The sequence below is a fragment of the Streptomyces incanus genome, from assembly GCF_042656345.1.
Classification (GTDB): Bacteria; Actinomycetota; Actinomycetes; order Streptomycetales; family Streptomycetaceae; genus Streptomyces; species Streptomyces incanus.
Window position 1 is genome coordinate 1 of sequence record NZ_JBHSPC010000118.1, and the last position, 13,922, is coordinate 13,922.

The 13,922-nt window shown below is 72.5% G+C and carries 7 protein-coding genes; all 7 read right to left on the bottom strand.

The annotated features are described in order from the left end of the window. On the bottom strand, window positions 1-10,595 hold a 10,595-nt coding region (locus ACFP2V_RS31945; protein ID WP_381218765.1), incomplete at its 3' end, for an amino acid adenylation domain-containing protein. A gap of 323 nt (window positions 10,596-10,918) precedes the next feature. Beyond that, a complete protein-coding gene (locus tag ACFP2V_RS31950; protein ID WP_381218766.1) occupies window positions 10,919-11,131 on the bottom strand; it encodes an MbtH family protein in 213 nt (70 codons plus the stop codon). A 67-nt stretch (window positions 11,132-11,198) separates the two neighbouring features. Then, entirely contained in the window at window positions 11,199-11,819 is a 621-nt protein-coding gene (locus tag ACFP2V_RS31955; protein ID WP_381218767.1) for a 2-hydroxychromene-2-carboxylate isomerase, read from the bottom strand. Window positions 11,820-11,950: 131 nt separating this feature from the next. Next, entirely contained in the window at window positions 11,951-12,697 is a 747-nt protein-coding gene (gene fabG / locus ACFP2V_RS31960; RefSeq protein ID WP_381218768.1) for a 3-oxoacyl-[acyl-carrier-protein] reductase, read from the bottom strand. 9 nt (window positions 12,698-12,706) lie between these two features. Next, complete coding sequence (locus tag ACFP2V_RS31965) at window positions 12,707-13,186, bottom strand: 3-hydroxyacyl-ACP dehydratase FabZ family protein (protein ID WP_381218769.1); 480 nt, start codon at window positions 13,184-13,186, stop codon at window positions 12,707-12,709. Then, window positions 13,183-13,641 (bottom strand): 3-hydroxyacyl-ACP dehydratase FabZ family protein, encoded by a 459-nt coding sequence (locus tag ACFP2V_RS31970; protein WP_381218770.1) that lies wholly within the window; start codon window positions 13,639-13,641, stop codon window positions 13,183-13,185. Before ACFP2V_RS31970 ends, ACFP2V_RS31965 begins: the two co-directional genes overlap by 4 nt. Next, entirely contained in the window at window positions 13,641-13,880 is a 240-nt protein-coding gene (locus tag ACFP2V_RS31975) for an acyl carrier protein (protein WP_381218771.1), read from the bottom strand. The genes ACFP2V_RS31970 and ACFP2V_RS31975 overlap by 1 nt, the downstream gene beginning before the upstream one ends. Between the last annotated feature and the right edge of the window lie 42 nt (window positions 13,881-13,922).

The following is a 13,922-nucleotide window of genomic DNA, read 5'->3' on the forward strand; positions in this document are numbered from 1 at the left end:
ACGACCGCCGGGGCGTCCGGGGTACGGGCCGCCTGCGCCTCGAACAACGCCGGGAACGTGAGGGGCTCGATCGCCCGGCGTGCGCCGTTCCACGTGTGGAGGACGCGCTCACGCTCGGCCTCGGTGACGTGGTCCAGCCGGCCGACCGGGAGGTCCGGTGCGGCGGTGATGCGGGCCAGCAGGTCCGTCAGCCGGTCGGCCATGGCCTCGGCCCGGTCCGCCGGCAGCAGCTCCGGCCGGTGGTTGAGGCGGAACTCCAGCCGCTCACCCGGCAGGACGACGAACGTCACCGGGTAGTGGGTGGCGTCGCGGCCGTCGATGTGGGCGACGTCCAGTGCCCCGGGGGCCCGCAGCTTCTCCGGGTCCAGGGGGTAGTTCTCCAGTACCGCCAGCGTGTCGAAGAGTTCGCCGTGACCGGCGATGCGCTGGATCTCGGACAGGCCGAGGTACTGGTGGTCCATCAGCTCCAGTTGCTCGGCCTGCAGACGGGTGAGCAGCGCCGTCACGGTCTCGTCGTGACGCAGCCGGACCCTGACGGGCAGGGTGTTGATGAAGAGACCGGCCATCGACTCGATGCCCGGGACCTCGGGGGGACGACCGGAGACCGTGGCGCCGAACACCACGTCCTGTCGGCCGGTGAGCCCGGCGAGCGTCAGTGCCCACACGCCCTGGACCAGGGTGTTGAGGGTGAAGCCGTGCCTGCGGGCGAGAGCCGTCAGCCCGGCGGTGGACTCCTCGGAGAGCAACCGGGAGACCCGGCCGGGCGTCACGGTGGCGTCGGAGGCCCCCCGCACGAGCAGGGTGGGCTCCTCCAGCCCGTCCAGCGCGGTGTGCCAGGCCCGCTTCGCCGGCTCGTCGTCCAGGCCGGTGCGCCACCTCAGGTAGTCGGAGAAGGCCGGGGCCGGAGGCAGCGCCGAGGCGTCCCCGCGGGTCTCGTAGAGCGCGAACAGCTCTTCGAGCAGGACGGGCATCGACCAGCCGTCGAGCAGGATGTGGTGGTTGGTGAGAAGGAGCCGGTGGCGGTCGGCGCCGAGCCGGACGAGGGTGAAGCGGATCAGCGGTGCGGTGGTCACGTCGAACCGGGTGGTCCGGTCCGTCTCCATCACCCGGTCGAGCTCGGCGCCGCGCCGCGCTTCGTCGAGGTGGACGAGGTCGACGTCGGTCCAGGGCAGTTCCACGGAGTTCGGCACGAGCTGCACGGCGTGCGGCAGCCCGTCCTCGCGGAAGCAGGCCCGCAGGTTCGGGTGGCGGGCCAGGAGCCCGGCGGCCGCGGAGCGCAGCGCCGTGACGTCCAGGGGGCCGGTGAGGTCCATGTGGAGCTGGACGTTGTAGACGTCCGGAGCGCTGTCGTCCAGCAGACTGTGGAAGAGCAGGCCCTCCTGGAGCGGGGCCAGCGGCAGGACGTCCGCGAGGCCGGGCCGGTCGGCCTCCAGCATGTCGATGTGGTGCTGTTCCAGGGAGACGAGCGACAGGTCGGAGGGGGTGAGGCCGCCGGCCGGGCCGCTCGGGCCCGTCGGGGCGGCGAGCCGCTGCAGCGCCTCGAACCACAGCCCGGCCAGTTCGCGGACCGCGGACTCCTCCAGGATCTCGCCGGCCCAGGTCCAGGTGGCCACGAGGTGCGGCCCCTCGGGGCCGTCCTGGGTGACGGCGTTGATCTCCACGACGTGCGGCACGGCCATGTCGTCGTCGGCGCCGCCGCCGATCACGCCCGCCTCGCCCGCCGGGGCCCAGTCCCCGTCGCCCAGGGAGCCGAAGCGGCCCAGGTAGTTGAAGCCGATCTGCGGGGCTGCCAGGCCGTGCAGCAGCATCGCCGTCTGCGGGTTGAGGTGGCACAGCAGCCCGTGGCCGACGCCGCCGTCGGGGACGGCCAGCAGCCGCTCCTTGACCCGCTTGACGGTCTCGGCGGGGTCCTGTCGGCCGTCCGCGTCCAGGCGTACGGGATGCAGGCTGGTGAACCAGCCGACGGTACGGGAGAGGTCCGCACCGGTCAGCGATTCGTCGCGGCCGTGGCCCTCCAGGTCGATCAGCACTCCCGCGGCCGTGTCGTGGCCGCGGCGGCGCCGCCACTCGGTGACGGCGAGGGTGAGCCCGGCGAGCAGGACCTCGCCGACACCGGTGCGGAAATCGGCGGGCACGTTGGTGAGCAGCGGTGCCGTGGTCTGCGGGGGGAGGGTCAGCGAGAGGCTGCGGGCGGTGGTGACGGTGTCCCGGCGGGCATCGAGCGGCCGGTCGCCGAGCGGGGCGTCGGGCACGGCGAGCATGTCGGTCCAGAAACCGAGCTCGTCGAGCCGCTCCGGTTCCTGGGCGAGGGCGGTGAGCTGCTCGGCCCAGCGGCGGTAGGAGGTGCCGACGGCCGGGAGGCGCGGGGCGCGCTGCGCGCGGACGGCGTCCCAGGCGGCCGACAGGTCGGGCAGCAGGATCCGCCAGGACACCCCGTCGACGGCCAGGTGGTGCACGGTCAGCAGCAGCCGGCCCGCCGTGTCCGGTCCGGCGTCGAACCACACGGCCCGGAGCACGGCGCCTTCCTCGGGCGCCAGCGCGGCGCGGCTCCGCGCCGCGTGTTCGGCGACGAGCTTCCCGAACGCCTCGTCCCACGTACCGTCCGCGGGGACGCGGGAGAGCACGGACGCGGCCGTGACGCTGCCGCGATCGGTCACTGCCAGACCCCAGAGCGGTCCACGACGGGTCAGCCGCACCCGCAGCATGTCGTGCCGGTCGAGCACGGCCTGGAGAGCGGCGGCGAGATTCTGCTCCGTCGCACCGGCAGGGGTCCGCACCAGCACGGACTGGCTGAAGGCGTCGACGGTGCCGGGCCTGGTGCGCAGCCAGTGCATGATCGGGGTGAGCGGCAGCGGACCGAGGCCGTCGTCCGCGTTCTCCCGCGCGGCCTCCTCCGGCGCGTCCCCCTCGGTGGCACGGGCGACGACCGCCAGCGCGGCGGCGGTGCGGTGGACGAAGACCTCGCGCGGTGTGATGACGAGGCCGCGGGCCCGGGCCCGGGAGACGAGCTGGATGGAGACGATGGAGTCGCCGCCCAGGTCGAAGAAGCTCCTCTCGGCGCCCACCGAGGGCAGGCCGAGCACCTGGGCGAACAGTTCGCACAGGATCCTCTCCCGCTCCGTCGCGGCGGCCCGGCCGGTGTCGGCGGAGGTCCCGGGGGCGGGCAGGGCCTTGCGGTCCAGCTTGCCGTTGGGGGTGAGCGGCAGCGCGTCCAGCACGACCACGGCGGAAGGCACCATGTGGTCGGGAAGCTCGCGGGCGACCGCCGAGCGGAGCTCCGTCGGATCGACCGCCGCGCCCTCGGCCGGTACCGCGTAGCCCACCAGCCGGCGGGGGCCGGCGGGTTCCTCGCGCACCACCACGACGGCCTGGGCGACCTGCGGCAGGGCGGTGAGCACGGACTCGATCTCGCCCAGCTCGATCCGGAAACCGCGCACCTTGACCTGGTGGTCGACCCGGCCGAGGAACTCGAGCTGGTCGTCGTTGTTCCAGCGCACGACGTCGCCCGAGCGGTACATCCGGGCGCCCGCTGCGCCGAACGGGTCGGCCACGAAACGGTCGGCCGTCAGGTCCGGGCGGCCCAGATAACCGCGGGCGAGCCCGGCGCCGGCGATGTACAGCTCGCCCGCGACGCCGGGCGGCACCGGCCGCAGGTGGGCGTCCAGGACGTACACCTGGGCGTTGGCGACGGGACCGCCGATGGGCGGCAGTCCGCCGCCGCCGAGGGGGGCGCTCATCGTCGCGCAGACCGTGGTCTCCGTGGGACCGTAGGCGTTGACCATCCGGCGGCCGGACGACCAGCGTTCGACCGTCTCGCCGGCGGTGGCCTCACCCGCGACGACCAGCGTCGAGACCGAGGAGAAGTCGCCGGGGGAGGCGGCCCCGAGGACCACCGGCGGCAGCGTCGCGTGGGTGACCCGGTGCCGGGCGGCGAGCGCCGCCAGCGCCGGACCGGGGGTGACCTCCTCCACGGTGCCCACGACCAGGGCGGCCCCGGACAGGAGCGCCATCGTCAGCTCCCAGAACGCGGCGTCGAACGACGGCGAGGCGAACTGCAGCACACGGCTGCCCGGTCCGACGCCGAAGTGCTCGGTCTGGGCGGCGATCAGGCTCGCCACGCCGGAGTGGGTGACCACCACGCCCTTGGGGCGGCCGGTGGAGCCGGAGGTGTAGATCACGTACGCGGGGCTCGTGACGTCCGCCGGGACGACGGGCGCGACGGGCCCGGCGAGATCGTCCGGGCGGTCCACGAGGAACCGCGGTACGTCACCGGGGATCGCGTCCGCCGCCGCCGACGTGGTGATGACCAGCGCGGGACGGGAGTCCTTCAGCATGTAGGCGACGCGGTCGGCCGGATAGTCGAGGTCGACCGGCAGGTACGCGGCGCCTGCCTTGAGGACGGCGAGCACGGACACGACGAGTTCCGCCGAGCGCGGCATCGCGACGGCCACGATCTGTTCGGGGCCCACGCCCCGGCCGGCCAGCACGGCCGCGAGGCGGTCGGTGCGCTCGTCCAGTTCCCCGTAGGTCAGCACGCGGTCGCCGAAGAGTACGGCCGGGGCGTCCGGGGCGGCGGCGGCCTGCGCGGAGAACAGCCGCGGGAAGGTGTCGTACGGGACGTCGCGCGCGGTGTTGTTGACGCCGCGGACCAGGTGTTCGTACTCGGCGGCGGGGAGGATGTCGATCCGGCCCACCGGCTCCCGCGGACGGTCCGCCCAGAACTCCAGGACCGCCTGGAGGCGGCTCACCAGGTGCCGGACGGCATCGGCGTCGAACAGGTCGGGCCGGTAGTTGATCCGCAGGTGCAGCCGCTCGCCGGGCATCACGGCGAGGCTCAGCGGGTAGTGCGTGGCGTCCCGGCCGTCGATGGCGGTGACGGCGAGGCCGGGCACCCTCAGCTGTGCCGGGTCCAGCGGGTAGTTCTCCAGCACGGTGATGGTGTCGAAGAGTTCGCCGATCCCGGCGATCCGCTGGGCGTCGGCGAGTCCGAGGTGCTGGTGCTCCATCAGCCGGGCCTGCTCGTCCTGCAGCCGGGTCAGGAACGCGACGGCGCTCTCCCCGGGCACGATCCGGACCCGCACCGGAAGGGTGTTGATGAACAGGCCGACCATCGACTCCACGCCGGGAACCTGCGGCGGCCGGCCGGAGACCGTACCTCCGAAGACGACGTCGTCGCGTCCGGTCAGCCGGCCCAGCACCACGGACCAGGCACCCTGGAGCAGGGTGTTGAGGGTGAGGCCGTGTTCGCGTGCGGTGCGCAGGAGCCGCGCGGTCAGATCGGCGGGCAGGTCGGCCGTCAGCTGGTCGGGGGTGACCGGCTGCCGGCCGGGGGCCGCGGGGGCGAGGAGGGTGGGCTCCTCGAGCCCGCGGAGCGCCTCGCGCCATACGCTCGCGGTGGCGGACGCGTCCTGCTCGCCGAGCCAGCCGAGGTAGTCCCGGTAGGGCGGGGTGCGGTCCGGGGCCCGGCCCGCGTAGAGGTCGAGGAGCTCACGGACGAACAGCGGCATGGACCAGCCGTCGAGCAGGACGTGGTGGTGCGTGAAGACCAGCCGGTGCCGGTCGTCGGCGAGCGCGACCAGCAGGAAGCGCATCAGCGGAGGGGCCGCCGGGTCGAAGCGGCTGTTGCGGTCCTCGTGCAGCATCCGGTCCAGGACGGTCTGCTGCTCGGTCGCGTCCAGGTGGCGCAGGTCCTTGTCCACCCAGGGCAGTTCCACCGACTCGGGGATCACCTGGACGGCGTGGTCCAGCCCGTCGAGCCGGAAGGCCGCGCGCAGACCGGGGTGGCGGCGCAGCATCTCCTCGGCCGCGCCCCGCAGGGCCGCGGCGTCCAGCCGGCCCTCCAGATCGTAGAAGAACTGGACGGTGTAGACGTCCGGTCCGCCCTCGTCGAACAGGGTGTGGAAGAGCAGTCCCTGCTGGAGCGGCGTCACCGGGAGGATGTCGGCGGTCGCCGGATGCGCGGCCTCGATGCTGCGGATCTGCTCCTGGGTGAGCCGTACCAGCGGCACGTCGGAGGGGGTGAAGCCGCCCGCCCCGGGGTGCGAGGACGCGGCCACGAGCTCCCGCAGGGCCTGGAACCACAGGTCGGCCAGACCGCTCACCTCACCCTCGGTGAGCAGGCCCCCGGCCCAGTTCCACACGGCGGTGAGCCGCGGGCCCTCGGCGGTCTCCTGGGTGTACGCGTTGAGGTCGACGGTGTGGGCGACGGACATCGACGGGTCGTCGGCGCCCGTCAGCGCGCGCTCCCCCTCCACCGGGGCCCAGTCGCCGCCCGGTGGACCACCGACGCGGCCGAGGTAGTTGAAGCCGATCTGAGGGGCCGGCAGACCGGTGAGCACGGCCCCCGCCACCGGGTGCAGATGACGCAGCAGACCGAAACCGATCCCGTTGTCCGGCACCGCCCGTATCTGCTCCTTGACGCGCCTCAACGCGTCCCCGGCGTTCTCCCCGCCGGCGTCCAGACGGACCGGGAACAGACTGGTGAACCAGCCCACCGTCCGCGACACGTCCACACCGCCGAGCACGTCCTCCCGGCCGTGCCCCTCCACGTCCAGCAGCACCTCGGCGGTGTCCACGCCACGCGCCCGGCGCCACCTCGGCACCGCCAGCGCGAGCCCCGCCAGCAGCACCTCGTGCGCACGGGCACGGAACACCCGCGCCACCTCGCCCAGCAGGGCCGACGTCTCCGTGGCCGGCAGCGACACCGAGAGCGACCGCACCGTCGCCGCCGTGTCCCGCACCGGGTCCACGGCACGGTTGCCCAGCAGCGGGTCCGGCCCGGAGGCGAGGTGCTGCCACAGTTCGGCCTCGGCCACCCGCTCGGGGCGGTGGGCCAGCCGGTGGAGCTCACGGGCCCAGGTCCGGAAGGAGGTTCCGTACGGGGGGAGAGCGGGGGTGCGTCCGGCGGCGGCGGCCCGCCATGCCTCCGCGAGGTCGGACAGCAGGATGTGCCAGGAGACGCCGTCGACCACGAGGTGGTGGGCGACCAGCAGCAGCCGTCCGGAAGCCTCGTCGCCGGCGTCGAACCAGACCGCCCGCAGCATCACGCCGTCGTACGGGGCGAGTTCGGCGACGGCAGCGCGGGTCCGCTCGTCGAGCAGCTCCGGCGGGAGGCCGGCGGCCGGGTCCGGGACGCCGACGCGCCGCAGGGTGTTCCGGGCCGTGACCGAGCCCGCCGGGGCCACCTCGAGGGTCCATCCACCGCCTCCTGCGGCCATGGCGCGCGTCCGCAGGGCGTCGTGGCGCTCCAGCAGTGCCTGCAGGGCCGCGGTGAGGTGCTCCTGCCGCAGACCGGCGGGGACCTGGACAAGGGTGGCCTGGTGGTACCGGTCCATGGTGCCGCCGCGGCCCGCGAGCCAGTGGATGACCGGGGTGGCGACGAGCGGGCCGACGGGCTCGTCCCGCACCGGCTCGGCGGTCGTCGAGCCGGTGGCCGCGACGGCCGCCAGGGCCGCCGGGGTGCGGTGCTTGAAAACGTCGCGGGTGGTCAGCCGCAGTCCGGCACGGCGTGCGAGGGCGATCATCTGGAGGGAGACGATGGAGTCGCCGCCCAGGTCGAAGAAGTTGTCGTCCGGGCCGACGGCGAGTACGCCCAGCGCCTCGGCGAAGACGGCGCAGAGCGTCTCCTCCGTCCGGGTGGCGGGGGCACGGCCGGCGGTACCGGCGGCCACCGCGGGGGCGGGCAGCGCCTTGCGGTCGAGCTTGCCGTTGGAGGTCAGCGGCAGGTCGTCGAGCGCGACGAACGCGGCGGGCACCATGTAGTCGGGCAGCCGCGCGGCCAGGTGGTCCCGGAGCGTGGCCTGGTCGCAGTCCCGGCCCTCGGCCATGACCGCGTAGCCCACCAGTCTTTTGTCGCCGGGCCGGTCCTCGCGCACGACGACGGCCGCCTGGACGACGTCGTCGTGGGTCTCGAGGCAGGCCTCGATCTCGCCGAGCTCGATGCGGAAGCCGCGGATCTTGACCTGGTGGTCGGCGCGGCCGAGGTACTCCAGCTCACCTTCGTGGTCCCAGCGTGCCAGGTCGCCGGTGCGGTACATGCGGGTGCCGGGCGGGCCGTACGGGTCGGCGACGAAGCGCTCGGCGGTCAGGGCGTGCCGGCCGAGGTAGCCGTCGGCCAGGCCCGCGCCGGCCACGTACATCTCACCGACGACGCCCGGCGCGGCGGGCCGGAGGGCGGAGTCCAGCACGCGTACCCCGAGGTCGGGGATGCCCCGGCCGATGAGGCTGCCCGTGGCGGACTTGGCGGTCAGATGGTCCAGGGCCCGGTGGGTGACGTGGACGGTGGTCTCGGTGATGCCGTACATGTTGACCAGGCGGGGGGCGTCCTCGCGGTGCCGGCCGTACCACTCCTCCAGCCGCCACAGGTCGAGCGCCTCGCCGCCGAAGACGACGTAGCGCAGGGACAACCGCGCTCCCAGATCGGAGCGTTCACCCTCGATCCGCATCAGCTGGTAAAAGGCGGACGGTGTCTGGTTGAGCACCGTCACCTTCTCGTCGGCCAGCAGTTCCAGGAAGTCCTCCGGTGAACGGGACACCTCGAAGGGCACGACCACGAGGCGGCCGCCGTGCAACAGGGGGCCCCAGATCTCCCACACGGAGAAGTCGAAGGCATAGCTGTGAAACAGCGTCCACACGTCGTCCGGTCCGAATCCGAACCAGTCGTCGGTCGCCGAGAACAGCCGCACCACGTTGCCGTGCGGAATCACCACGCCCTTGGGGCGGCCCGTCGAACCCGATGTGTAGATCACATAGGCGGCGGAGCCGGGGCACAGCAGGCCGCCGCGTTCGGCGTCCGGGAGGTCGCCGTCGGCCAGGTCGTTCACGTCCGACAGCACGTGCGGGTCGTCCAGGACGAGGACGGCCGCGTCGCCGCAGTCCACGCCCGACAGGTCCACGCCGGAGGCGGTCACCACCAGCGCGGGTGAGGAGTCCGTCACCATGTGCGCCAGGCGTTCCGCCGGGTAGTCGGGGTCCATGGGCACGTAGGCCGCACCGGATTTGACCACGGCCAGCAGGGCGATGACGAGTTCGACGGACCTGGGCAGGGCGAGTCCGACGAACCGGCCCGGGCCGGCGCCGTCCGCGATCAGTCGGCGTGCCAGCCGGTTCGCCGAGGCGTTCAGCTCGCCGTAGGAGAGTGACCGGTCACCGCACACCACGGCAACCGTGTCCGGTGCGGCGGCTGCCCGTGCCTCGAACAGCTCCGCCAACGACGGCCCGTTCGTACCGGCCTCACCCACCACCGCACCGGCACCGGCACCGGCAGCCAGGACGACGTCGCGCTCCGCGGTGGTGGCCACGTCGAGGGCGCCGATGCCCCGATCGGCCGGGGCCTTGGCCAGTTCAGCCAGGAATTCGACGAAGCGCCGTAGGTGGGACGCGAGTTCGCGCTCGGAGTAGAGCTCCGGGTTCGCGTCGAAGTCGATCTGCAGCCCCCGGCCGTCGGTGCGGTCGTAGACGATGACCGACAGGTCGTCGGCGGGGCCGATGCAGAGGTTGTGGACCGTCGCCCGGTGCTCGCCGAAGGTGAGGGCGTAGTCGAACATCATGATGTTGACCTGAGGACCGGTCAGACGCTCGTCGTTGCCGAGGAGCTGCAGATCGCGACGCAGGTCCTCGTAGCGGTAGCGCTGGTGCCTCATGGCGCCGCGCATCTCGCGGGAGATCCGTTCCAGCAGTTGGGGGAGCGTGTCGGCCGGACTCACCGGAACCCGGAGCGGCAGCACGTTGGAGACCATGCCGGGCACGCCGCGGGCGGCCTTGCCCAGCCGGGTGGTGACGGGGAGGCCGAGCACGACCTCCTCCGCGCCGGTGAGCCGGTGCAGGTAGACCGAGACGGCGGCGGTCATCATGCAGGGCCACGGCACTCCCGCGTCGCGGGCCGCGTCACGGAGCCGCTCGGCCGCCCCGGCGTTCAGGTACTCGGTGCGGCGCAGCAGGCCGCGGGCGGCCGTGGGCTCCTTGGCGGAAAGGCTGACGGGCTCGGGCCGTCCGGCCAGTTTCTCCGCCCACCACGCGCGGTCGGCGTCGAAGGTGTCCGAGGAACGGTAGGCGGCGTCCATGGCCACGAGGCTGTCCAGGGAACCGAAGGGGCTCTCGCCCGTCCCGCCGCTCAGCAGGGCGGTGTAGACCTCGGCGACGCGTCCGGCGACGAGCGCCACGGTGAACCCGTCGACGAGCAGGTGGTGGTAACGGTGCAGCCAGAACCAGCGGTCGCCGGCGGCCCGGAAGAGGACGAAGAGGAACAGCGGTCCGACCGACGGGTCCTGAGGCCGCGCCAGGTCCGCGCGCATCCATGCCTCGGCGGCCTCCCGCGGGTCGGCCTCACCGCTCACGTCGATGACCCGCAACTGCCACTCGGGGTCCGGGTGGACGTACTGGCGGGGTCCGTCGGAGGTCTCCACGAAGGTGACGCGCAGGTTCTCCGCCTCGGCCACCACCTGTCGCAGCGCGGCCTCGAATACCGTGACGTCGACGGGCCCGTGAATTTCCAGGTATTCGCCGGCGTTGTAGATCGGATTCGACGCGTCGAGTTGCTGGGCGAACCAGATTCCCGACTGCGCGGACGTAAGCGGTACTCCGTCACCAGCGAGCATGATTCTTTTCCACCTCTAGCGGATCGCCTTGGCAGGGATTGCGCAGTGTGTGTGCGGCAGGTATCCCGGCGGTTGAATCCCGCGACCGGGCATGGCCGACGTTGGTCAATTCCGGAAACTGTCGCATCGGCTTCGGAAGTCGGACAATGGCGGTTGCATCAAGCTGCCACCGGAAAGTCCGTTGTCGCATCGCGGTGACGGACGGGGCGGGTCTCCCCGTACACGGAAGAGGGCCCGGTGGGCGTCGCACCCGCCCACCGAGCCCTCTGCGCGGGGCCCGGCCGTCCGGGGACACCGGGCCGCGCCCCCTTGCGACGTCCTTGTCAGGCGTCCATGGCCATCGCAAGGCTCTTGGGCCGCATGTCGGTCCAGTTCTCGGTGATGTGGTCGAGACATGCCTGCCGGGGCTCCTCGCCGAACACGACGGTCCAGCCGGCGGGCACCTCGGCGAACGCGGGCCACAGGGAGTGCTGGTTCTCGTCGTTGACCAGGACGTAGTAGCTCGCGTTGTCGTCTTCGAACGGGTTGGTCGCCATGTCGGGCTCCTTCGTTGCTGAGGTTGGCGGGTGGGGGGTGCGGATGTGATCGGGGTTCGGGGCTGGTTCAGGCGGTGCGGGAGCGGACGGAGGCGACGAAGCCGGGCAGCCGGTCCACCCCCCAGAACTTCTCGTAGCCGTCGATGAAGAACGGAACTCCGAAGACGCCGTCGCGGGAGAGGGAGTTGAGGGCCCCGAGACCGTGCTCGCGGACGGCCGGATCGTCGCACGCGGTGGACAGGCGCACCGGGTCCAGGCCGAGCCGCTCGGCGATGTACGCGATGACGGCCGGGTCGGAGATGTCCTGCCCCTCCTCCCACCTGGCGCGGTAGACCGCCGCGATGAACTCCCGTCCACGGCCGAGTTCGTCGGCCACCAGGTACGCCAGGTGCGACACCTCCCACCGGGGGCGGCGGTCGACCGGCCACACCATCTCCAGGCCGCGGTCGCGGGCGAGCCGCCGCACGTCCTGGAGGATGTAGAGGTGCTTCTCCCTCGACATCGCCACGTACGGCAGACTGATGCCGGCCTGATCCAGGTGGCCGCTCGCCTCGGCGTCCGGCTCCCAGAAGGGGAGCCAGTCGATGCGTTCCGCGACGTCCCGGTGGTCGGCCATCAGGTCCCGGTACGCCATCCACGAATAGGGGCTGCGGAACGAGAAGTACCAGCGTGGCCTCCGTCGGGCCATCACCGCCTCCAAACTTGCTGGGTGCTGCCCGGTCATGGACCGGGCCGGGGGTGGACGCCCGGGCCGTCCGGGCCGTCCGGTGGTCAGAGGGTCAGAGGGTCAGAGGGTCAGAGGGTCAGAGGGTCAGAGGGTCAGATGGTGATGCCGCCATCGATCTGCAGGACGGAACCGGTGATGTACTCGGCCCTGTCCGACACCAGATACGCGACGAGGTCGCCGACCTCCTCGGCACGGCCCATACGGCGCAGCGGGATCGTCCGGGTGATGTCCTTGCGGGCCTTGTCGTTCATCGCGGCGACCATGTCGGTGTCGATGAACCCGGGGGCGACGGCGTTGACGCGGATCCCGGAGCGGCCGACCTCCTTGGCCAGCGACCGGGAGAAGCCGATGATGCCGGCCTTCGAGGCGGAGTAGTTGCTCTGGCTGGCGTGGCCGTACACCCCCGCCACCGACGAGATGTTGACGATCGCGCCGGTACGGCGCTTCATCATGGAGAAGACGACCGCGCGGCACAGGTGGTAGACGCCGTCGAGGTTGGTGTCGAGGACCTGGTGCCACTGGTCGTCGTCCATCAGCACCAGAGGGTTGTCGCGGGTGATCCCGGCAGCGGTGACCGCCGCGTCGACGGGGCCGAGCGTGTCCTCCGCCTCCTCGACGAAGGAGCGCACGGCCGGGCCGTCGGTGACGTCCGTCCGCCGGGACATGACGCGTACGCCGAGCTGTCCGGCCTCCTTCTCCAGCCGCCGGGCCGCCTCGTCGTCGGCGCGGTAGCAGAAGGCGACGTCGAATCCGTCGCGGGCGAGGGCCAGCACGCACGCCCGTCCGATCCCGCGTGATCCACCGGTGACCAGTGCCACCCGGGAAGTGTTGTCCTGCATGGTCTTCGCTCAGCTCGCTTCGGGTCTCAGAACGTCGGCCGGGCGGAAGGCCATGACGATCCGGCCGACGGTCATCACCGTCTCGCCGTCCACCAGGCTCTCGCCCTCGAACATCACGGTGTCGTCCACCCTGCGTTCGACGCGCACGCGGTGCTCCAGGACGTCGCCGGGCAGGACGGTGCGGTGGAACTCGACCCCGGTCATGCCGCCGAAGAGCATGACCTGGCCGGCCAGCACATCGGGGTTGGGGGCCTCCCAGGTGGCCAGGACGCCCGCGGACTGGCACCAGGACTCCACCAGCAGCGGTTTCGGGTAACCGAAGCCCTCCTCGGGGGTGTCCGGGCCCAGGTCCGCGTACCAGGGCTCGTTGCAGGTGACCGCCTTGAGGGCGGTCAGCGCGCGGCCGGGATCGACGTGCGTGACCCGGTCCACCAGCAGCATGGGGTAACGGTGCGGCAGCCTGCCGCGGATCTCCGCCTGTCCGCTCATGCCGACGCCCCGCCCGTGGTACGGCGGTAGCGCAGGCGCACCGACGCGGCGTCGCCCCGGCCGGAGCGGACCTTCGCCCGGCACTGCCACGTCACGCCGTCCACCGGCTTCCAGTCGATGTCCGCGGTCAGTGCGTCGCCCGGGTACACGGGCCCGGTGAACCGGGTGCTCTCCACGGCCACGAGATCGGGCTCGGGCTCCCCGGCGGGTGCCGTGGCGAGCACGCTCAGGTGCACGTACTCGACAAGACACACGCCGGGGAAGATGGGGAAGCCCGGGTAGTGGCCGGGGAGCACCGTCTCGTCCGCGAAGACGGTGAACCGGGTGGAGGCGCGCCCGTCCTTCTCCGACGGCAGGACCTCGACGGCGCCCGAGAGCACACGGGCGGCCCGCGGTCCGGACCGGGCCGCGGCGGGGGCCGGGGCGCCCGGACGCGTCTCGGCGAGGACGTCCATCAGACGGCCTGCAGCTTTCCGGCCAGCAGGTCGTAGGCGCTCTGCAGGGTGATGATCTGCCGCAGCTCGGACTCCGGCAGCTTCACCCCGTACTGCTTCTCCAGGACGACCACGATCTCCAGGGCCAGGAGGGAGTCGACCTCCAGGTCGTCGACGAACTTGACCTCGTCGGTGATCTCGGCGGCATCGACGTCCAGTACCTGCGCGATGATCGAGCGCAGTTCTTCCTTGTCCAGCACGGTGGTACCTCTCTCAGCGTTTCGTTCTTCGGTTTCGGCGGC